The organism is Aquimarina sp. AU474 (genome assembly GCF_900312815.1).
In the GTDB taxonomy this organism is placed as follows: Bacteria; Bacteroidota; Bacteroidia; order Flavobacteriales; family Flavobacteriaceae; genus Aquimarina.
The window spans coordinates 346319-368910 of the sequence record NZ_OMPE01000007.1; the positions used below are offsets into that span (position 1 = coordinate 346319).

Genomic DNA, 22592 nt, shown 5'->3' on the forward strand with positions numbered 1-22592 from the left:
ACTTTAAGATAATTTATATCATAAATCCTTATTTTCGATTCTGATAAAATACACATCATGCACAAACACATTATTACCTCTCTAATCTTAGGGTTATTTCTTATTTTTAATACGCACGCTCAAAAAAACAAAAAAGATAAGAAGGAAGAAGAAAAATGGGATGTCTCTAATCCTAAAGGAGAATTCAATTACAAAGATCACACCTTTACCACTGATGAAGGAACATGGATGAACTTAGATGTTAGTCCCGATGGAAACACAATCGTTTTTGATCTTCTAGGGGATATTTATACTATTCCTGTTTCTGGAGGAAATGCAAAGGCATTACGTACGGGAATTCCTTTTGAGGTACAACCTCGTTTTAGTCCAGATGGGAAAAAAATCTCTTTTACCAGTGATGCAGGAGGAGGCGACAATATATGGATCATGAATGCTGATGGCAGTAATGCCAAGCAGATCACCAAAGAAAATTTCAGATTATTAAATAATGCCACTTGGATGCCTGATGGTAATTACTTGGTAGGAAGAAAGCATTTCACATCGCAACGCTCTCTTGGAGCTGGAGAAATGTGGCAATATCATATCACGGGAGGATCTGGTATACAATTAACCAAAAGAAAGAATGATCAACAAGATGTAAATGAGCCTAATATTTCTCCAGACGGGAAATACATGTACTATAGTGAAGATATGTATCCTGGCGGAGTTTTTCAGTATAATAAAGATCCTAACAAGCAAATCTATGTGATTAAAAGGTATGATTTTGAAACAGGAAAAACTAGTACCGTAACCGGAGGACCAGGAGGTGCTGCAAGACCACAAGTATCAAGAGATGGTAAAATGTTAGCTTTTGTTAAAAGAGTACGTACCAAATCAGTATTATTTGTACATGACTTGCAAACCGGCGAAGAGTGGCCAATCTATGATGCTCTAAATAAAGATCAACAAGAAGCATGGGCTATTTTTGGAGTGTACCCCAATTTTAGTTGGATGCCCGATAATAAAGAAATTATTTTTTGGTCTGGAGGAAAAATTAATAAGCTACACATTGATACACAAAAGGTAACCAATATCCCGTTCACTGTAAATGCTACTGTAAAAATTGCAGAAACTATACACTATAATTCGCCAGTCGCTCCAGAAGAATTTACAGCAAAAGTAATTCGTAATGCTGTTACTTCTCCTGATGGAAAAACAATTGTATTTAGTGCCCTAGGGCGTTTATGGAAAAAAACGCTCCCAAAAGGAAAACCGCAACGTATCACTACGCAAACAACTAATTTTGAATTTGAACCTAGCTTTTCTCCAGACGGACAAAGTATTGTTTATGTAACATGGAACGATGAAAACTTAGGCTCTATTAATAAAATAGCACTCTCAGGAGGGACGCCAACCAAACTTACCGCAGAAAAAGGAATTTATCGTACCCCAGTATATAATCAAAAAGGATCGCTAATCACATTTAGGAAAGAAGGTGGAAATAGTGATCAAGGATTAAGTTTCGCCAAGAATACCGGGATCTATACGATTTCTTCAACAGGAGCAAATATTAAACTGGTAACCACTGAAGGTGAATATCCTATATTTTCGACTAATGGTCAACGCATCTTTTATCAAACAGGAGGAACATATTTTGGTGGCTTGACAAAAACACTGGCTTCGGTAAATCTTAATGGAAAAGACAAGAAAACACATATTAAGTCTAAATATGCCAATAGATTAGTACCAAGTCCAGATAATAAATGGATTGCATTTACCAATTTGCATAAAGCTTTTATAGCTCCGCTACTTCTTAATGGTAAAGAAATTGATTTAGATAACAAATCGAAGTTAGTTCCTGTATCACAAATCTCAAAAGATGCTGGAGTAAATATACATTGGTCCAAAGACAGTAAAAAAGTATTCTGGACATTAGGAGATGAATATTTCACGAATGATGTTAAAGACAAATTCACTTTCTTACCAGGTTCTCCTGATAAAGTTGGTGACATAACTTCTAGTGGATTGAAAATCGAGCTAACTACAAAAACAGATAACCCGCAAGGTAAAATTGCGTTTACTAATGCTCGAATCATTACCATGGAGGGAGATCAAGTTATTGAAAATGGAACAATTATTATTAATAGAAATCGTATAGAGAAAATCGGAAACGCATCTGAGATAACAATACCTGCCGATGCAAAAACGTATGATGTATCCGGTAAAACGATTATGCCCGGAATTGTAGATGCCCATGCACACATTGGAGGTTTCAGGTATGGTTTAAACACGCAAAAGCATTGGCAATTATATGCCAATCTTGCTTTTGGTGTTACTACTTCTCATGATCCATCTGCTAATACAGAATCTATTTTCACCATGTCCGAAATGATCAAAAATGGTACTATGGTAGGTCCGCGCCTCTACTCTACTGGTATTATATTATATGGTGCCGATGGCGATTTTAAGGCTGTGGTTAATAAACTAGATGATGCCCGTTCGGCTATTCGTAGAACCAAAGCTTTTGGCGCCAAATCAGTAAAAAGTTACAATCAACCTCGTAGAGATCAAAGACAGCAAGTGATTCAAGCTGCACGAGAGCTACAAATAAATGTAGTTCCCGAAGGTGGTTCAACCTTTTATCATAATATGTCTATGATCATGGATGGCCACACTGGGATTGAACATAATATACCTGTTGCCCCTGTATATAAAGATGTTAATCAGTTATGGAAGACTAGTAATACAGCATATACTCCGACACTGATTGTTAATTATGGAGGATTAAATGGAGAGTATTATTTCTACCAAAAAGATGATGTATGGAAAAATGAAAGACTACTAAAATACACCCCAAGGTCAATTGTTGATGCTCGTTCTAGACACAGGACTATGGTACCAGACGAAGAATATGAAAATGGGCATATGCTAGTTTCTCAAACCTGTAAGGCATTAACAGATTTGGGTATTAAAGTAAATCTTGGTGCTCATGGGCAGTTGCAAGGTTTAGGAGCGCATTGGGAGTTGTGGATGTTTACACAAGGTGGAATGACTAATATGGAGGCATTAAGAGCAGCCACTCTTAATGGAGCACAATACATAGGTGCTGGAAACGAAATTGGTTCTCTAAAAGAAGGAAAACTTGCAGATCTTATTGTGCTGGATAAAAACCCTCTTGAAAACATTCGAAATACTGAAACCGTAAAATACACCATGGTTAATGGTAGATTATACGATACCGATACTATGAATGAAATTGGAAATACAACCAAAGAGAGAAGTAAATTTTGGTTTGAAAATAATAAATATAGTCAAGCCTTCCCCTGGCATCAAGAATCCCAAAGTTTTATGCGTCCCGGATGCGGATGTCATATTGGACATAACTAAATGTAACAAAAGACCTCATGAGTACTAGAAACTCATGAGGTCTTAAAATATAAATACATACTAAAAACCATCATCTCATGAGGAATCTGTTATATCTCGTATTTAGTTTTGCGCTACTATTACAGAGTTGTGCCGAATCAAAAAATGAACCTATTAATATTCAGAAACAGACTGAACCTAAAAAAATTGATTATTTCGATCAAACAAATCGCAATGATCAATTTATGGGCGGTATTAAAATGATTCCGGTTACCACTCCAAAAGGAGAATTTAATGTATGGACTAAACGAATTGGTAATAATCCTAAGATAAAAGTACTCTTACTCCATGGTGGACCAGGTATGACTCATGAGATTTATGAATGCTTTGATGGCTATTTCCCCCAAGAGGGAATTGAATACTACTATTACGATCAACTAGGATCATATTATAGTGATCAACCTAAAGACAAAAGTCTTTGGGATTTACCACGCTTTGTAGAAGAAGTAGAACAAGTAAGAATAGCCCTAGGACTTACTAATGATAACTTTTATCTCTATGGGCAGTCATGGGGAGGAATTTTGGCCATGGAGTACGCTTTAAAATACCAACAAAACCTTAAAGGTTTAATCATTTCAAATATGGTTGCTTCTATTCCAGAATATCAAAAATATTCTGACGAAGTACTAGCCCCTCAACTAGATCCCAAAGTTTTAAAGGAAATTATGAGTTATGAAGAAAAAGAAGAATATTCAAACCCAAGATATCTCGATCTAATCGTACAACATTATTACACTAAACATATCATTAGAATGCCTGTAGATCAATGGCCAGAGCCTATTAATCGTTCATTCAAACATCTTAACCCCGATGTATACATTACAATGCAAGGTCCTAGTGAGTTTGGAATTAAAGGCGACGCTACTCTAAAAAACTGGGATGTAAAAGATCAATTATCAAAGATTAATATACCCACTCTTGCTATTGGTGCTACGTACGACACTATGAATCCAAAAGAAATGGAATGGATTGCCAATGAAGTACAAAATGGCCGTTATCTTCATTGCGAAAATGGTAGTCATTTATCTCAGTTTGATGATCAGAAAAATTTCTTTGCTGGATTAATCAAATTCATTAAAGATGTTGATAATAATACTTTTAGTTCTAAACAATGAATAGAATAAATAAACAGTGATATGAAAAAAGTACTTTTACTCTTTTGCTTAATAATTATTTTTAGTTGTGCTAAAAAAGAAAAATTAAAAGCACAATTTGATATCATAATTTCTAATATAAACTTAATTGATATTAAGGATGGTAGCATTACCAATAAAACCATTTATATTAATAAGGGTAAAATAGTTGATATACGTATTAAGGATAGTTTAATTAACGCTATCTCTGAAAATAATATCGATGGTACTGGTAAATATGTACTCCCTGGGTTTTGGGATAATCATATACATCTTAGAGGAGGAGATTCACTCATTAAAGAAAACAGAAATTTATTACCTCTATTTATTGCCAATGGTATTACTACTGTACGTGATGCCGGTGGTGACTTAACTACTCAGGTGCTGCAATGGAGAAAAGAAATAAAACAAAATAGTTTGATTGGTCCAACGATATATACTTCTGGTCCCAAACTAGATGGTAATAAGGCTACCTGGGCAGGTTCTCTTGTTGTAGAATCACCTGAAGATGTTACAAAAGCACTAGATTCATTACAAAAAATACCTTCGGATTTTGTGAAGATATATGACAGCAGGATCTCTCGAGAAAATTATCTCGCTATCTTAAGGGATGCAGATAAGAGGGGAATGATCTCTTCAGGGCATATGCCTTTTACAGTAGAACTTAATGAAGCTGTTACATCAGGAATTGGTGCTATAGAACATCTATATTACATTTTGAAAGGTTGCTCTTCCAAAGAGTCTGATATCACTCAAGCTATTATCAATAAAGAACTTAGTTTCTGGAATGCAATGAGTGATTTAATCTTGAGTTATGAAGATTCTACTGCTCAGCGAACCTTCAAATTATTAAAAGAGAAAAACACATTTGTTGTCCCAACACTTCATATTGGTGATATCTTAAGCCATCTAGACGAGACCGATCATACAAATGATCCTTATTTAAAAATTATTGGAAAAGGAATCATTAAAACCTATGATGGCCGCATTCAACGCGCTTTAAATGCTTCAGAAGAAGCCAAAAAATCAAGAAAAGAACTGAATACATTCTTCAAAAAATTAACGAAATCTTTAAGTAATGCTAATGTAAAATTGCTTGCAGGTTCTGATAGTGGCGCTTATAATTCGTATACCTATTCGGGAATATCATTGCATAAAGAATTAGAAGCAATGGTTGCTGCTGGTATTGATCCTCTTAAGGCTTTACAAACCTCATCGTACAATGGGGCCATGTATTTAAAGAAAGATGGACAAACTGGTACTGTTGAAATAGATAAAAATTCAGATCTCGTAATATTAAACAGCAACCCGTTACAAGAAATTAGAAATACTAGGGATATCTATAGGGTCATCAAAGGAAATCAGATTTATGATCCTACAACTATTGCCAAACAATATAATTGCACTGACTGTTTCACGTATAAAAATTAAAAATTCACGGCATGAAAAAATATTTATTTGTAATTATCGCGATATCATTTACAGCCTGCTCCCAGGTGCCTCAAGAATCAATTAGTGCTACTGCAATACTCATTACAGATGCTAATATCATTGATGTAAACAGTGGTTCTATTATTGAAAAACAACAAATAGTAGTTGATTCGGGGAAAATAAAACGTATAACCGATACAGTTATAAATCCCGAGAGTTACACTACCGTTATCGAAGGTAACGGAAAATATATTATTCCCGGATTAGCTGAAATGCATGCTCATATTCCTCCTCCTTCTACCTCTCAAGAACGTATCGAAGAAGTATTATACCTATATCTTTCTAATGGTATCACCACGATAAGAGGCATGTTAGGTCATTCATCGCATCTCAAATTAAGAGAGCAAGTAGTTCAGGGAAAAATTCTTGGTCCCAGAATCTTTACATCTAGTCCTTCTTTAAACGGAAATTCAATTAAAACTAAAGAAGAAGCTGTTACCAAAGTAATGGCATATAAAAAAGAAGGGTATGATTTTTTAAAAATTCATCCTGGCATCCAATTAGAGGTGTTTAATCAAGTGGTAAAAACTGCTAACGAAGTAGGCATTACTTTTTCTGGACACGTACCCGTAGATGTAGGGGTGCGCAATGCTTTAAAAAGCAAATATGCATCTATAGATCACGTAGATGGTTTTCTGGAGGGTTTAGTTCCTGAATCCGAAAAAGTAAACCCTGTAGATAATGGCTTTTTTGGATATAATTTTACTCCTCTCGCTGATGAATCTAAGATTGATGAATTGGTTCAATTAACGGCAACCAATAAGGTATGGATAGTTCCCACTCAAAGTTTATATGAAAGATGGTTCTCCCCAATATCAGCCGATATACTATTAAAAGACCCCGAAATGAAATATATGCCAGCTTCTACATTATTAAACTGGCAACAAAGAAAAGGTCAATATACAGAAGAAAACCCCAACTTTAATGAAGAACAATGGAATCAATTTAACAACATTCGAAGAAAGTTAATCAAGAGTTTACAAGATAGTGGTTGTGGTATATTATTGGGATCCGATGCTCCTCAACTATTTAACGTACCAGGGTTTTCTATTCATCATGAGATTGATGGCATGATAAAAGCAGGATTAACTCCCTTTCAAATATTGCAATCTGGCACAATAAATCCTGCTAGATTTTTTAATAAAGAAAATGATTTTGGGCAAGTCAAGGAAGGATTAGATGCTGATTTGGTCATTCTAGATGCTAACCCTATAAGCAATATTAAATCATTACAACAAATTCATGGTGTTATGGTAAAAGGAGCTTGGCTATCTAGAGAGATAATAGATACCAAACTAAAAGAAATCGCTAAAAATGCCGCAAATAATTAAATTTATAAAATAAAAGCAAATGAAAAAAATCGTCTTCCTTCTCGTAGTGTTAATTTGTTCTTATACCGCTATTGCGCAAAAAAACACTATTCCGAATGCAGAAGTAACCAATCCCGATGGTGAAAAAGTAAAAATTATTGAGATGATGAATAAACTTACTATTATTGATTACTGGGCCACCTGGTGTAAACCTTGCATTGCCGAGATGCCTTATTTAGAAGAAATTGAGAAAAAATATAATGGTAAATTAGATGTTATTTCGATATCTGCAGATATGACTGAAGCCACCTGGAAAAAATACCTTACTAAAGAAGGAAAAACGGGGCATCAATATTGGGTGGAAATGAATAATCCTTTAATGAATTTAATAACAGAAACGTATACCATGGATGATGACACCAAAGGAAGTAGTTGGGCAATACCTCGTTTTTTTCTTGTAAATGAAAAAGGAGAAATTCTAAATAAACACTGCCCCGAACCATCTAGTGGATTATTGGAAGCAATAATAGAGCAACATTTATAAATAAAAGAGATCCTAATAAAAGTTTTGACAATGAAAAATATCATTTCCCTAGTATGTTCCCTATTATTTTTTTCGCTTCAAGCCAAAGCACAAAAAGTAAAAGTTCCTATTGATACAACTATAGTTACTAATCATACGACAACAATTAAAGGAAAAACAATTCCTTACAAAGCAACCACAGGTTTTCAACCTGTATGGGATGAAAACAGAACGCCCATTGCCTCTTTGAGCTATACATACTACAAACGTTCAGACATTAAAAACGATCAAAATAGGCCATTACTAATATCATTTAATGGTGGACCAGGATCTGCTTCTGTATGGATGCATATTGCCTATACGGGACCTAGAATACTAAAAATAGATGAAGAAGGTTTTCCTGTGCAACCATACGGAATAAAAGCCAACCCCAACTCTGTGTTGGATATAGCAGATATTGTTTTTGTTAATCCTGTTAATACTGGGTATTCTAGAATGATCCCAGGAAAAGATGAAAAAATGCCGGACAAAGAATTATTTTTTGGTGTAAATGCAGATGTTACCTATCTAGCCGAATGGATCAATACTTTTGTGACTAGAAACAATAGGTGGCGTTCTCCCAAATATTTGATTGGAGAAAGTTATGGTACTACGAGGGTTTCCGGCTTAGCGTTGGAATTGCAAAATCACCAATGGATGTATCTAAATGGTGTTATCTTGGTTTCTCCAACTCAAATAGGTTTTAAATTTGACGGACCGGTAGAAGTAGCCAATCGATTACCCTATTTTGCGGCAGCGGCCTGGTACCACAAAATGTTACCTCCCGAGTTACAAAATAAAGATTTATTAGAAGTACTTCCAGAGGTTGAGGATTATACCATTAATGAATTATTACCAGCCATTGTAAAAAGTGGGTATCTAGATGCCACAAAAAAAGAAGAAATCATTAATAAAATGGCCTATTATTCTGGATTATCTAAAAGAACGATTCGCCAAAATAATCTTCAAGTCCCCAAGAGTTATTTTTGGAAAGATCTTTTAAGAGATCGTGAGGGGTATACCATTGGAAGATTAGATTCTAGATATAAGGGAATGGATATCAAAGAATCTGGAAATGAACCTGATTATAATAGTGAATTAACAGCTTGGTTACATGCTTTTACACCGGCCATTAATTATTATTACAGCCAAGAACTTGGCTTTAAAACAGATCTCAAATATAACATGTTTGGCCCCGTAAGACCTTGGGATCGTAGCAAAGACAATACTACAGGAGAAAACCTTAGAAAAGCAATGGCCATGAATGCAAATCTTCATACGATGATACAGTCTGGGTATTATGATGGAGCTACAACTTATTTTAATGCTAAGTACGTAATGTGGCAACTCAATGCCAACGGAAAACTAACAGATAGATTAAGTTTTAAGGGATATCGCAGTGGTCACATGATGTATTTAAGAAACGAAGATCTAATCCAAGCTAATGAAGATATTAGAACTTTTATTACTAAATCATCTGCAGGTATAGGAAAAGGGTCTAAATATTAATTAAACTATCCATTGTTATGCATTTAGCTCAAGTAAATATTGCAGAAATGAAAGCCCCCATTAACGATCCTATAATGATCGATTTTGTTAATAACCTTGATCGTATTAATGCGTTAGCCGAAGGAAGTAAAGGTTTTGTATGGCGATTAAAAGGAGACGAAGGCAACGCTACAGCTATTCGAGTATTTGAATACGATTTCTTAATTATCAATATGTCCGTTTGGAAAGATGTAGAAACTTTATTTGATTTCACCTATAAAACTGCTCATGTTGAGATTTTGAAACGTAAAAAGGAATGGTTTCAAAACATGAAAAATATGCACATGGCCTTTTGGTATGTAAATGAAGGACATCACCCTACTCCCCAAGAAGCTAAATCGCGGTTAGAATATATAAGAGAGCATGGAGAAACTCCTTATGCTTTTACATTTAAAAGTAATTATACCGAAAAGGATCTTAAAGAATACACTAATAATCAAAAGAATATTTAAACTATGTCTGCTATTATAAAGATTAAACCTTTAGGTTTTACTTGGGAAACTAGTGATCCTTTTTTGTTTTGCGCCTACCACGAAGATAATTATCCTAGAGGTAACCAAAACCTTGGTCCAAATGAATCATTAGAAGGGCGCAACATTGGTCAAGATTTCATTTTAAAAGATGGATGGCGTATGTATCATGGAGATAAAGTACCTGGTTTTCCTGCTCATCCTCATCGTGGTTTCGAAACAGTTACTATAGTTCAAAAAGGATTAGTTGATCATTCGGATTCTTTAGGAGCCGCTGGCAGATTTGGTAATGGTGATGTGCAGTGGATGACTGCAGGTAAAGGCGTGCAACATTCAGAAATGTTTCCATTACTTCATACGGAAAAAGATAATCCTTTTTTATTATTTCAGATATGGCTCAATCTTCCTAGAGATAAAAAAATGGTTCCTCCACATTTCAAAATGTTATGGAATGAGGAAATCCCCAAAATATCTATTTCAGATAACCTAAACAATGATACTGAAATCACTTTAATTGCAGGAACTCTAGAGCAATATACCGCTTCTGCACCAGCCCCAGATTCTTGGGCTAAGAATCCTGATAACGAAGTTGTGATATGGACAATAAAGATGGCTCCTAATGCTTCTTATTCTTTCCCGACAGCTTCAGAAGGAATCAATAGATCATTATATTTTTTTAAAGGTAAAGAAGTCATGTCAGATGGGTATACCATACCTTCTAATCATGAAATAATTCTTAATGCCAACAAGGAATTTACCATAAAAAATGGAGATACCGAAGCACATTTCTTATTGCTTCAAGGCAAACCTATTAATGAACCTGTAGTAAAACAAGGACCCTTTGTTATGAATACACAAATGGAAATTAGAGACGCTATACGTGAATATCAACAAACTGAATTTGGAGGTTGGCCTTGGCCAAGTTATGATCATGTTCATGATAAAACCAAAGGCCGGTTTGCACTCTATCCAGACGGAACAGAAATAAAGAAGTAAATTTTAACATAAAAAATAATCCTTATCTTTAAAACAATGTTAACATAATCGTTGGTTTTCTTCCTAGCCAAGAAGACCACATTCTGGTATTTAATGAGAAAATTGCTTCTTTTATCATTGTTATTTTTAGGATTGTTATACTCCTGCTCCAAAGAAAATATTCTTACCCCTTCAGAGCAAGAATGGTTAAAAGAAAACGAATACATTAGTGTAGCTTTATATCCGTACTACCCGCCTTATCAATTTATAAATCATGATAGTTCTATTGAAGGTATTTTCATTGAGTATTTAGACCTAATTGAAGAAAAGATAGACTATACATTTAAAAGAAAGTATTATTCAAACTGGTCCAAAGAACTTCAAGAAGCAAAAGATAAAAAAGTTGATATCATTTTCGAAATTCAAGAAACTAAAAATCGTAAAGAATACCTAACTTTTTACGCTAAAACTTTTGAATCTAAGCATGTTTTAGTAACTAGAAAGAAACCATATATAGGTAATAAAATTAGTGATTTTACTAACATGGAAATTGTAGTTCCGAAGGATTACGCTATTGTTGAAAATTTAAAACGTAAGTATCCCAAATTAACTATTATTGAGGAAGCCGATGATTTGACTTGCCTGCAAAAACTAAATAGCGGAAAATATGACGCATACTTAGGTCCAAAAGCGGTGGTCAATTATCTAATTAATACTAAAAACTTAACAAGTTTAACCATTACAGGCGAGACCAAACTCTCGTACAAGCCTGGAATAGCAGTCGATAAAGAAAATAAAATCTTAAATAATATTATTTCTAAGGCCATTCAGGATATTTCTTCGACAGAAAACCAAAATATCATTGAAAACTGGTTGTATACAGAAACAAGGCCATTTTATAAGGAATCTAAATTTTTAGTTCCTTTATTGTTATCAATCTCGATAATTTTGATAATTCTTCTGACCATTAACTTTTATTTAGGTCATATTGTAAAAAGAAGAACCAAACAACTTAGGATTACCAAAGAAAATGTTGAAAAAGACAACAATCTTAAAACTGCATTTATCCGCAATGTATCTCATGAAATTAGAAGTCCTATGAATGGTATTATTGGTTTTTCAAAGCTTCTAAACGAACCCCAAATTACAATTAACGAAAAAAGAAAATATACTGATAATATTATTCAAAGCTGTAAACAGTTAATTACAAACATGGATAATATACTTGAAGTATCAAAACTTCAAACCAAACAAGTTACACTTAATCCAGAACCAACAGATATATTTGATGTATTTAATACTATTCTCTCTCTTTTTGATGAAAAAGCTAAAAAGAAAGGAATTGATCTTATTTTAAATAATACTATTGATCGTAACAAACGTGTTATAATCATAGATAAATCCAAACTTATAAAAACCGTTGGTGGCATTCTTGAAAATTCTATAAAATTTACTAATCGAGGAGCCATTTTAATTTCGGGATCAACACAAAATTCATCCCTGATTATCTCTGTTAGAGATTCTGGAATAGGTATTAAAACTAAAGATCAACAAGTATTGTTCAAGAGTTTTGCAAGATCCGAAAATCAAATTTCGAAAAAATATGGTGGGTTAGGATTAGGGTTAACTATAGCAAAAAAGAATACCGATTTAATGAATGGAGAACTATCTTTATCTTCTATAGAAAATCAAGGAACTACCTTTAGGTTAGCACTCCCCTACACTCCTGTAAACCAGAAAAACAGCAATCCTATTCATAATAAAATAGCTACCCCTGAGCAATTAAAAGAAAAAATTGTTTTGATAGCAGAAGACGGTGAAGTTAACTACTTATTTCTCAAAACAATTTTAACAAAAACAGAAGATTATAATTTTATTATTCATAGAGCAAAAAATGGCAAAGAAGCCGTGTTATTTTGCGAAGAAAATAAAAATATAGACCTCGTATTGATGGATATAAAAATGCCCGAAATGGATGGCTATCAAGCTACGGTTCTTATTAAAAAAATGGAACCCGAACTCCCTGTAATTGCACAAACTGCCTATTCTACCAAAGAAGATATTCAAAACGCATATGCCGCAGGATGTGATGATTTTATATCGAAACCTATTGACCCAAAAATTCTAAAAAAAATCCTTAAAAAATACCTTGTTTCAGAAAATTAACAATAACCTGATTAACAACCTATAGTATAATATTTCTGTATTTTATTATGTATCTAAATAGCCGAAAAATTTAAATTAGAATTCAGTTTCCTTGAAAGTGTTACTATTAAATAGTATCTTTAAGTAGGAGAACAAGGAAAAGTAAAAGGATCATTAGTCAAAAAATTATGTCTAAAAAATTACGATTTACTTTCGTTTTACTAATTGTATGTTCTTGGTTTTTCTCCTGTTCGAAACCTACGTCTCTACTTACACAAGAAGAAAAAGATTGGTTGCGTAATAATGATAATATCTCTGTAGCTTTCTTTCCGTATTACGCACCTTATCAGTTTATTAATGAAAATAGTAAAATTGATGGGATTCTTATTGATTACCTTGATCTTATCGAAGAAAAAATTGGACATAAATTTGAAAGAAAACTTTATGTTAATTGGGAGAGATTATTAAACGACGCAAAAAATAATGACGTCGATATTGTCTTAGAAATACAGCAAACTTCTGAACGAGACGCCTACTTAAACTACTATGCACAACTTTTTGAATCAAGTTATGTTATTGTAACTCAAGAAGACAAAAATTTTGGCTCCGAAATTAAAGATTATTATAATAAAACTGTAACGGTGCCTAAAGATTATGGTATCCACGAGATACTTAAAAAAGAAGAAAAAGGACTTCATATTGCAACAGAAATTGATGACCTCGCTTCAATCAAACAGGTGAGTAATGGTAAGTATCATGCTTATATTGGCCCTAAGGCAGTAGCTAATTACCTAATTAAAACTGAAAATTTAGAAAATTTAAAAATTGTTGGCGAAACAGGATATAATTACGCACCAAGTTTAGCCGTGCAAAAGAATAATATCATTCTAAATAGAATTATTTCTAAAGCTGACAATAGCATAACTGATGCCGAGAAAAATGTGATTTTTGATAATTGGTTATATCATGAAATTGTACCCTTTTATAAACAAGCTAATTTTTGGATTTTTCTATCGATGATTATTCTATTATGTCTTATCGTTATATTACTTTTAAATAAATATCTCAAATATTTAATTAAGCGAAAAACAAAGGAATTGAAAGTTGCCAAAGAGCGTGCAGAAGAAAGTAATAAATTAAAAACAGCATTTATTCATAATATATCACATGAGGTACGAACTCCTATGAATGGTATTATTGGTTTTTCCGAATTGCTCAATGACCCTGAGATTACACATAATAAACAAAAAGAATATTCTAAGATAATTATTGATAGTAGTAATCAACTAATTACTATTATTGATGATATCATTGAAATATCAAAATTGCAAACCAATCAAGTAGAATTACATCTCGAAGAAGTTAACTTTAATGAGTTGTTACAATTGTTGTTTTCCAAATTTCAGAGTAAAGCTATACTCAAAAACATAGCAATCCATCTTAACAATAAACTAACCGATGAATTAGAAACTATTTTGATGGATCGTTCAAAAATGAACAAAATATTATCAAACTTGATCGATAATGCTATCAAGTTCACCAAAAAAGGTATCGTAGAGATTTCTACCGAAATTAAAGGAGATTCTCTAGCAATCAGTATTAGAGATACAGGAATAGGTATCAAATCTGAAGATCAGGAAATTATATTTAGAAATTTTTCACAATCAGAAAAAGAAGTCACCAAAAGTTATGACGGGCTCGGTCTAGGTCTATCTATTGCTCAACAAAATGCTCAATTAATTAAAGGAAATATTTCTTTTACATCAATACCCAACAAGGGATCTAATTTTATTTTGACTGTGCCATATCACCCTATTTTTGATCCTAATAAGGGTACGCTTTCAGTGGAGTCAGAAGATTTAAACCAAACTCCTATAAAACAAGTAGTTCTAATAGTAGAAGATGGGGATATAAATTTCCTGTTTTTAAAAACAGTTTTATTAAAAATGAAAGGATATAAATTTGTGATCCACCGTGCCGAAAACGGAAAGCAAGCTGTAGATATTTGTGAGGGTAATGAAAATATTGATTTAATTCTTATGGATATCCGAATGCCAGTAATGGATGGGTATACTGCAACAAAAAGGATTAAAAAAATCAGACCCGAACTCCCCATTATAGCTCAAACTGCTTATTCTACAGAAGAAGACATTCAAAAAGCATTAGATGCTGGTTGTGATGATTTCGTTTCTAAACCTGTAGATCGCAAAATACTAAAACCTATTATTGGTAAGTATTTTTCAATTTTTTCTAAGTCCTAATTTTAATAATGCAGATTAAAGAAAGATATCTAGGCTTTCTAGAAAGTAAGTCTTTATGGGAAAAGAAAACCGTTATTGGGTTATCACAATTTTGTTTCGATCTATTTCCTGAAGTTTTTCCGGTACAGGATACGGTGAATATTTCTATTCCTGCTAACGAAGTTTTAGGCAAACGAGTCGAATCTTTTTTTGAATATTATATTTTACAATCCAATCGTTACACTCTATTAGCCAAAAATCTACAAATATTTAGAGATAAAATTACTATCGGTGAGTTAGATTTTCTTGTATTTGATACCATTAAGAAAAAACAAATTCATATTGAATTGGTTTACAAGTTTTACGTATACGACCTTACAATTGATATGGAATCAGATAGATGGATTGGCCCCAATAGAAATGATAGTTTGTCGCAAAAAATCGAAAAACTAAAAGTAAAACAGCTTCCTTTACTCTTTAAACCCGAAACTAAACCTATTTTAGAAAATTTAGAAATTGAATTAGATGCTATAGAACAGCAAGTCTGTTTTATGGGGCATCTTTTTATTCCCCTTTCCATGCAAGGTCAACATATTCCCCTATTAAACAACCATTGCATTAGTGGATTCTGGATAACAATAAAAGATTTTAGATCAAAAAGTTACGGAGCTTTCCAGTATTGTATTCCGCAAAAAAAGAATTGGATTGTAAATCCCAAATATTGTACTAGTTGGTTGTCATTTAATGATATACAAGAATCAATTGAAATTGCAAAAAACCAAAAAAAATCTTTACTACTGTGGATGAAAAGCAGCAAAGATTCTTTTGAACGATTTTTTATCGTTTGGTGGTAACCTTAATCACAAATTAAATACAGTAACATATTTACCTTACTGTAATTACAAACCACTAATATAGCTACCATAAAGATCATTAAATCGGAAACCCTCGGATAATCTATATTTACTAAGTTTCTTAAACTCTACTAATCCCCACAGCAAAAATTCCTTCATGAAATAACTATCGTCTTTATTAATATCAGGTTGATATTCCCTAATTAATTGATCTAACGGCCGTATTCCATCTAATTTTGTTTTATACTCTTGTTCGGGTATATCATCTAGCAATTCAAAACCACTTTCTTCAAAAAACCAGTTCACTAATTCTTGATATGGACTATCATCACTCTCTTTTTCTAATTTTTCTATTTTAGGAAAATAATCAGGAAACAATGTTTTAATCGCATCTACTATTAAAGAGTTTGCAACAGATGCGGCTCCTTCTTGTTCTCCTTCATAAACCAACTCTACTTTTCCCGTAATTGAAGGAATGACGCCAGTAAAATCACTTAACCGTAAAAGTGTTTTTTTATCTTTAGAATACAATGATCTATGTTCGGCTGTACTCAGTAGGTTCTCGTAGGCGGTAATACTCATTCTAGCACTTATCCCACTTTTATGATCTATAAATTCACTTTCTCTAGCCTGAAAACTTATTTGTTCTAATAAATCTTTGGCTATATCAGGTACATGGACTAAATCACTTTGTCTTCCATCCAATTTAGCTTCTTGCTGGGTAATAGTTTTAGCTATTTCTATATTTTCAGGATAATGTGTTAAAATCTGCGAACCAATTCTATCTTTAAGAGGGGTAACGATACTGCCTCTATTCGTATAATCTTCGGGATTAGCAGTAAATACAAACTGAATATCAAGAGGTAACCTTAGTTTAAATCCTCTTATTTGAATATCTCCCTCTTGTAAAATATTAAATAATGCCACTTGTATTCTTGCTTGCAAATCAGGTAATTCATTAATAACAAAAATACTTCGGTTGGCTCTTGGTATCATTCCAAAATGTATCACACGATCATCTGCATAACTCAATTTAAGATTTGCTGCTTTGATAGGGTCAACATCGCCAATAATATCTGCAACTGTAACATCAGGTGTGGCCAGTTTTTCGGCAAAACGTTCGGATCTGTGTAACCATGTAATTGGGGTATGATCTCCTTTTTCTGCAATCAAAGTAACTGCATATCTAGAGATCGGGCTTAATGGATCATCATTAATTTCTGATCCCTCTACAACAGGAATCCACTCATCCAAAAGGTTAATCATTTGTCTTGCCAACCTGGTTTTAGCCTGTCCTCGTAACCCCAGCAAATTAATATTATGTCTAGAAAGTATAGCTCTCTCCAATTCGGGAATCACTGTATTTTCATATCCATGAATACCGGTAAAAGTTCCTTCATTATTATTTATTTTAGTTATTAAATTATTTCTTAATTCATCTTTGATAGATGTAGTTGTATACCCCGATTCTTTTAACTGTCCGAGTGTTTTTATACTTTCTATTTTCATATTTAATTTTTCTCTGTGACGATTTATCCTAAACTTAAACCCTAATTATTACCCTTTAATTCTCTTTTTTCTATTGGTTTCATAATCTTCAAAAATCATTTCACCCAAACCTTTAAGGCCTGTATAAAATGCTTTTCCTTGATTGGCATAAGTAAACTCCCTTACAAATTGCATCAAATATGGATCTTGAGCTATCATAAAAGTTGTTATGGGTATATGTAATCTTCTTGCCTGTTGTGCCATCATATAACACTTATTTACAATATGACGGTCAAGACCATTACTGTTTTTATAGTATTGACCATCTGGCATCCTAAGGCAACTAGGTTTACCATCGGTAATCATAAATATTTGTTTATTTGTGTTTCGTTTTCTTCGTAACATATCCATTGCCAATTGCAATCCTGCTACCGTATTTGTATGATAAGGTCCTACTTGTAGATATGGTAAATCTTTTATGGCTATGGGCCATGCATCATTACCAAACACTAAAATGTCTAAGGTATCTTTAGGGTATCTTGTGGTGATTAATTCTGCCAATGCCATCGCCACTTTTTTTGCTGGTGTAATCCGGTCCTCTCCATACAATATCATGCTATGACTAATATCAATCATTAGCACAGTACTCATTTGCGCTTTGAACTGAGTTTCTTCGACGATGAGATCATCCTCTGTCAAATTAAGATCTCCAATACCATGATTAATTTGAGCATTTTTAAGGCTTTCGGTTATAGAAATTCGTTCTAAAGAATCGCCATACTGATAATTACGAAACTCTCCTGCATGTTCATCTCCTTGACCAGTATGTTTTGTTCTATGATTACCTGCTCCACTCCGTTTTAATTTTCCGAAAATTTGATCCAAAGCTCTTTTTCGAATAGCTTGTTCCGTTTTGGCAGTAATTGCCATTTTCCCTTTACCGTCTGGTTTTATTTCTTCGCGTATATATCCCTTCTTCTTAAGGTCTTCAACAAAATCATCTAAAGTATACTCTTCATCTGTTAATTGATATTCCTTATCCAATTCCTTCAACCAATCAAGGGCTTCGTCAAGATCTCCAGATGTGTGTGTTATAATCTCCTGAAAAATATCAAAAAGTTTATCGAATGGGGATTGTTCTGGAGCTTCATAGGTTGTAAAAGTAAAACCTTTTTTAAACAATTTTCTTTTCTCTTCCATTAGATAAAGTTAGTATATTTTATAAAAGATAAGCCCTCTATTCGTATCGAAGAAATGAGAATTAACATTTGTTTTGGAGTATTTATAAAAGATAGGCGTCTTACCGAGTAAAATATGTATACTTATCCACTACATTTCTTATCTTTGAGGAAAGACCATAGTTATCCTATGTTTTTTGTTCGACAACGAATACATTTTATCACACTTTACACTTTAATTTTCATCATGAAAAAATCCATTTTACTCGCACTCCTTTTTACATTTACAGCATTTATTTATGCCCAAGATGATATTGAAAAAGTTAAATCTACGGTATCCAAAAGCGAAATAGAAGCCCATATATATTTCCTTGCTTCAGATGAATTAAAAGGAAGACAAACAGCAACTCCAGAAAATAAAATTGCAGCGCAATATCTAGGAAATATGTTGCGTAGCTATGGAGTTAAACCAATTCCGCAAACCAATAGTTATCTTCAGCCCGTAGAATTAAACAAAACGACTGGTGTTACCCATGCATCACTAAAAGTTGGAGGTTCGAATTTTGAACAAATATTCACCTTAAACAAGGTTAACACAAAATACAATGGAAAGGCTGTTTTCCTTAATCATGGATTAGAAGAAGATTATAAAAATGTCGATGTAAAAGGTAAATACGTTATCTGCATAATAGGTACGAAAGATGAAAAAGCAATCAGGGCTTCTTTCTCTAAAGCTCAAGAAAAAAGCGCTTTGGCCAAAGCAAAAGGTGCACTTGGCATTATAGAAATATGCAATGTAGATGATAATACTCAAGCACGATTAGCACATTATATGAATGGAGATGGTATGTCTGTCTCTAACGTTAATGATTCTAAAAAAGATGAATTTGTTCACCTTTGGGTTAATGATAAAAATGAAGGAATAGTCGATGTATTCTCAAAACAAAAAGAATCAGAGATTTCGCTCACTGTAGAAGGGATTTCAGAAAAAACGGTGTATTCTCAAAACGTTGTTGGTGTTGTAGAAGGTACCGATCCGAAACTTAAAAACGAATATATCATTTACTCTGCTCACTATGATCATGTAGGTATAGGTAAACCCGTTGAAAATGATTCTATATACAATGGAGCTCGAGATAATGCCGTAGGAACAGTAACTGTACTTTCTGCAGCAGAAAACATAGCAAAGTATCCTACAAAACGTTCTGCTTTATTTATTCTTTTTACAGGAGAAGAGAAAGGTTTATTAGGTAGTAAGTGGTACGTAGAACATCCTATAATCCCATTAAATCAAATGGTATATTGTTTCAATAGTGATAACGGTGGATATAATGATACCTCGCTTGCTACTATTATTGGTTTAGGTAGAACCACAGCAGAGAAAGATATTATCAATTCTGTATCTCAATTTGGGTTAAAAGCGATTGATGACCCCGCACCAGAACAAGGTTTGTTTGATCGATCAGATAATGTGAATTTTGCTGCAAAAGGAATACCTGCACCTACATTTAGCATGGGGTTTTCAGCTTTTGATGAACAAATCACGAAGTATTATCATCAAGTTACTGATAATCCCAACACATTAGACTATGACTACTTATTTAAGTTTTTTCAATCTTATGTCCTAGCATGCAGAAGCATTGCTAATAACCCTGACACTCCTTTTTGGGTAGAAGGAGATAAATACTACGAAGCTGGAAAAAAATTATATAAGAAATAGTTTGCTCCAATTTTAATGCATAAAACATTAAAATGAAAAATGCATTTTTTCTTATTACCATGCTTTTCTTGATGATATCTTGTACTCAAAAATCTCCTCTTGAACAGGTCTTAACATCGAATACTGGAATTATTCAAAAGGTAATGAAAAGTCCAGAAAAATATGAGTTACAGGTTATGTACACTCAAATTAACAGAAATAAAACCGGTGAGGTAAGTTTCAAAAATTTTAAGTTTAATGTAGATGATAGTATTTATTTTTATCCTGCAAGTTCTGTAAAACTTCCTATAGCTTTAATTGCTTTAGAAAAACTGAAGGAGCTACAGGGAAAAGGAATTAAAATTAATCGAAAAACAAGTTTTACGACAAAAAACGATACGCTCTATACCACAATTGAAAAAGAAATCACCAAGATTTTTGCTGTAAGCGATAATCAAGCTTATAATCGTTTATTTGAATTTCTTGGTCAGGATTACATCAATGAACAATTACATTTCAAAAATATGACCGGGAGAATTTCGCATCGGCTATCAGCTTTTTATAGTCTTAATCCGAAAACACAGTCCATTTTTTTTAAAGAGAATATTGAAGATACTTCTTTCATATATCATCAAGAAAGTATAGAAAATTCACTTCAACCAAAATTATCTTTAAAAAAACTCTTAAAGGGCAAAGCTTATGTATATAATGATACGCTGATGCCTCATCCTAAGGATTTTTCTGAAAAGAACTATCTTCCTCTAAGGTCATTGCACGAGATAACGAAACGTATTCATTTCCCAGACAAGTATTCGAAGTCACAGAAATTTGATATTACTACAAGCGATTATCAGTTTGTTTTAAATGCTATGAATACCCTACCCTATGAAGCTGGGTATGACAGAAAAAAATATTATGATTCTTACGGTAAGTTTTTTCTATTTGGTGATACAAAAGATCATATTCCGGAGCATATCGACATCTACAACAAAGTTGGATATGCCTACGGGTATCTTACAGATTGCGCCTATATCAAGGATACAAAAAATAATATAGAGTTTGTACTCTCGGCCACCATCCATGTGAACAAGAATGGGATTTATAATGATGATAATTATGAATACAAAGAGATTGGTATTCCTTTTTTGGCAGAGTTAGGAAGGCAAATTTATGAATTGGAAAAAGAAAGGAAAAAATAGCGTAACTACTAAAATGTACAAGTAATTTTCAAATAATGCTTTTGATGATTTCTTAACTATTACGCTATAAATCCATCATATAATCTGGATTTTAAGAAATATTACGTTTTTTTTAACAAAACAATACCATAAAAAGGTCTTTTAAGCCTTAATTTTACAATACCCCCTAGTTAGATAATTGTTAAAGCACTATTACAAATACAATATGAATACAAACACATATCGATAATAATTGCATAATGTGCATAAGCATAGTATGTAATTTTAAATTCATAGATTATGAAAAAATACATACTACCCCTGCTTATATTTTCTTCATTTTTACTGTACCCCAACATTTCTTTTGTAAATCATACAAATGATTTATTTAACCAAACTCAAAATCCAAGAGATCGTAAACTTTCCTCACAAGAAGTTCAACAAAGAGGAATTGATCTACTAGCCAATGAAATAGTAGAAAACATTGATGCAATTGATTTGCGCAAAATGGCTAGGTCTGCAATTTTTGAGACAACTTATGGTTTTAGATGGAAAATGGTAAACCTACATACCGGAAAAATTATTATTGTTAAAGTAGACAAAGACTTTAAACTCATTTCGGCTAGAGATAAAAACAACGCAAAGGTGATGTAGTATTTTTAGTCTATTTTAGATAGTTTCTCTTTTACATATTCGTAGCCTTCCTCATACTCCCAATAAATAATTCTATTATACGCATATTGCATAAGAATAAATTTTTCACTTACAGATAAAATTCGATCAATTGCTACCATTTTTTTTGAAGATTCCTTTACCTCTACTTCTTCTATAATTTCTCGATTTCTAGCATCAAAACCGTGAACAATTGTATGATTCTTAAAAGTGAGTTCTATGTACTTCATTTATATTCTTTTTT

Annotated in this window: 17 protein-coding genes; 14 read left to right on the plus strand and 3 right to left on the minus strand. The window is 33.0% G+C overall.

All coding sequences use genetic code 11. The annotated features are described in order from the left end of the window. Nucleotides 1–57 precede the first annotated feature (57 nt). From DK508_RS08240 to DK508_RS08290, 11 genes are all read left to right on the plus strand, one after another. Nucleotides 58–3366 (plus strand): amidohydrolase family protein, encoded by a 3309-nt coding sequence (locus DK508_RS08240; protein WP_109300265.1) that lies wholly within the window; start codon nt 58–60, stop codon nt 3364–3366. Nucleotides 3367–3443: 77 nt separating this feature from the next. Then, nucleotides 3444–4520, plus strand: coding sequence for a proline iminopeptidase-family hydrolase (locus DK508_RS08245; RefSeq protein WP_109300266.1), 1077 nt, complete (start codon nt 3444–3446; stop codon nt 4518–4520). Between the two features lie 21 nt (nt 4521–4541). Then, a complete protein-coding gene (locus tag DK508_RS08250; protein WP_109300267.1) occupies nt 4542–5969 on the plus strand; it encodes an amidohydrolase family protein in 1428 nt (475 codons plus the stop codon). An 11-nt stretch (nt 5970–5980) separates the two neighbouring features. Continuing rightward, nucleotides 5981–7360: an amidohydrolase family protein gene (locus DK508_RS08255; RefSeq protein ID WP_109300268.1), complete on the plus strand. Its 1380-nt coding sequence runs from the start codon at nt 5981–5983 to the stop codon at nt 7358–7360. A gap of 19 nt (nt 7361–7379) precedes the next feature. Further along, nucleotides 7380–7883, plus strand: a complete 504-nt coding sequence (locus tag DK508_RS08260) for a TlpA disulfide reductase family protein (protein ID WP_109300269.1) — start codon at nt 7380–7382, stop codon at nt 7881–7883. A 30-nt stretch (nt 7884–7913) separates the two neighbouring features. Next, a complete protein-coding gene (locus DK508_RS08265) occupies nt 7914–9410 on the plus strand; it encodes a S10 family peptidase (RefSeq protein WP_109300270.1) in 1497 nt (498 codons plus the stop codon). 17 nt (nt 9411–9427) lie between these two features. After that, nucleotides 9428–9901 carry a DUF3291 domain-containing protein gene (locus DK508_RS08270; protein ID WP_109300271.1) on the plus strand — a complete coding sequence of 158 codons (474 nt, stop codon included), beginning with the start codon at nt 9428–9430 and terminating at the stop codon, nt 9899–9901. 3 nt (nt 9902–9904) lie between these two features. Next, complete coding sequence (locus DK508_RS08275) at nt 9905–10915, plus strand: pirin family protein (RefSeq protein ID WP_109300272.1); 1011 nt, start codon at nt 9905–9907, stop codon at nt 10913–10915. Between the two features lie 93 nt (nt 10916–11008). After that, the gene (locus tag DK508_RS08280; RefSeq protein WP_109300273.1) at nt 11009–13060 is read left to right on the plus strand and encodes a transporter substrate-binding domain-containing protein; all 2052 of its coding nucleotides are present in this window, start codon (nt 11009–11011) and stop codon (nt 13058–13060) included. A 167-nt stretch (nt 13061–13227) separates the two neighbouring features. Further along, nucleotides 13228–15300 carry a transporter substrate-binding domain-containing protein gene (locus DK508_RS08285; RefSeq protein WP_109300274.1) on the plus strand — a complete coding sequence of 691 codons (2073 nt, stop codon included), beginning with the start codon at nt 13228–13230 and terminating at the stop codon, nt 15298–15300. A gap of 8 nt (nt 15301–15308) precedes the next feature. Further along, the gene (locus DK508_RS08290; protein WP_109300275.1) at nt 15309–16133 is read left to right on the plus strand and encodes a DUF1853 family protein; all 825 of its coding nucleotides are present in this window, start codon (nt 15309–15311) and stop codon (nt 16131–16133) included. A 45-nt stretch (nt 16134–16178) separates the two neighbouring features. Here the strand turns inward: DK508_RS08290 and DK508_RS08295 are convergent, their stop codons facing one another. Both DK508_RS08295 and DK508_RS08300 read right to left on the minus strand, forming a co-directional pair. Further along, nucleotides 16179–17642, minus strand: coding sequence for a sigma 54-interacting transcriptional regulator (locus tag DK508_RS08295; RefSeq protein WP_109300276.1), 1464 nt, complete (start codon nt 17640–17642; stop codon nt 16179–16181). Between the two features lie 48 nt (nt 17643–17690). Continuing rightward, the gene (locus tag DK508_RS08300) at nt 17691–18821 is read right to left on the minus strand and encodes a VWA domain-containing protein (RefSeq protein ID WP_109300277.1); all 1131 of its coding nucleotides are present in this window, start codon (nt 18819–18821) and stop codon (nt 17691–17693) included. 225 nt (nt 18822–19046) lie between these two features. Between DK508_RS08300 and DK508_RS08305 the strand changes: the two genes are divergently transcribed. The 3 genes from DK508_RS08305 (at nt 19047) to DK508_RS08315 (ending at nt 22330) form a co-directional block, all read left to right on the plus strand. Then, nucleotides 19047–20519, plus strand: coding sequence for a M28 family peptidase (locus DK508_RS08305; protein WP_109300278.1), 1473 nt, complete (start codon nt 19047–19049; stop codon nt 20517–20519). Between the two features lie 32 nt (nt 20520–20551). After that, entirely contained in the window at nt 20552–21697 is a 1146-nt protein-coding gene (locus DK508_RS08310) for a serine hydrolase (RefSeq protein ID WP_109300279.1), read from the plus strand. A gap of 279 nt (nt 21698–21976) precedes the next feature. Further along, complete coding sequence (locus DK508_RS08315) at nt 21977–22330, plus strand: hypothetical protein (RefSeq protein WP_109300280.1); 354 nt, start codon at nt 21977–21979, stop codon at nt 22328–22330. Nucleotides 22331–22335: 5 nt separating this feature from the next. Here DK508_RS08315 and DK508_RS08320 read toward each other — a convergent pair whose 3' ends face one another. Further along, nucleotides 22336–22578 carry a hypothetical protein gene (locus DK508_RS08320; protein WP_109300281.1) on the minus strand — a complete coding sequence of 81 codons (243 nt, stop codon included), beginning with the start codon at nt 22576–22578 and terminating at the stop codon, nt 22336–22338. Nucleotides 22579–22592 lie beyond the last annotated feature (14 nt).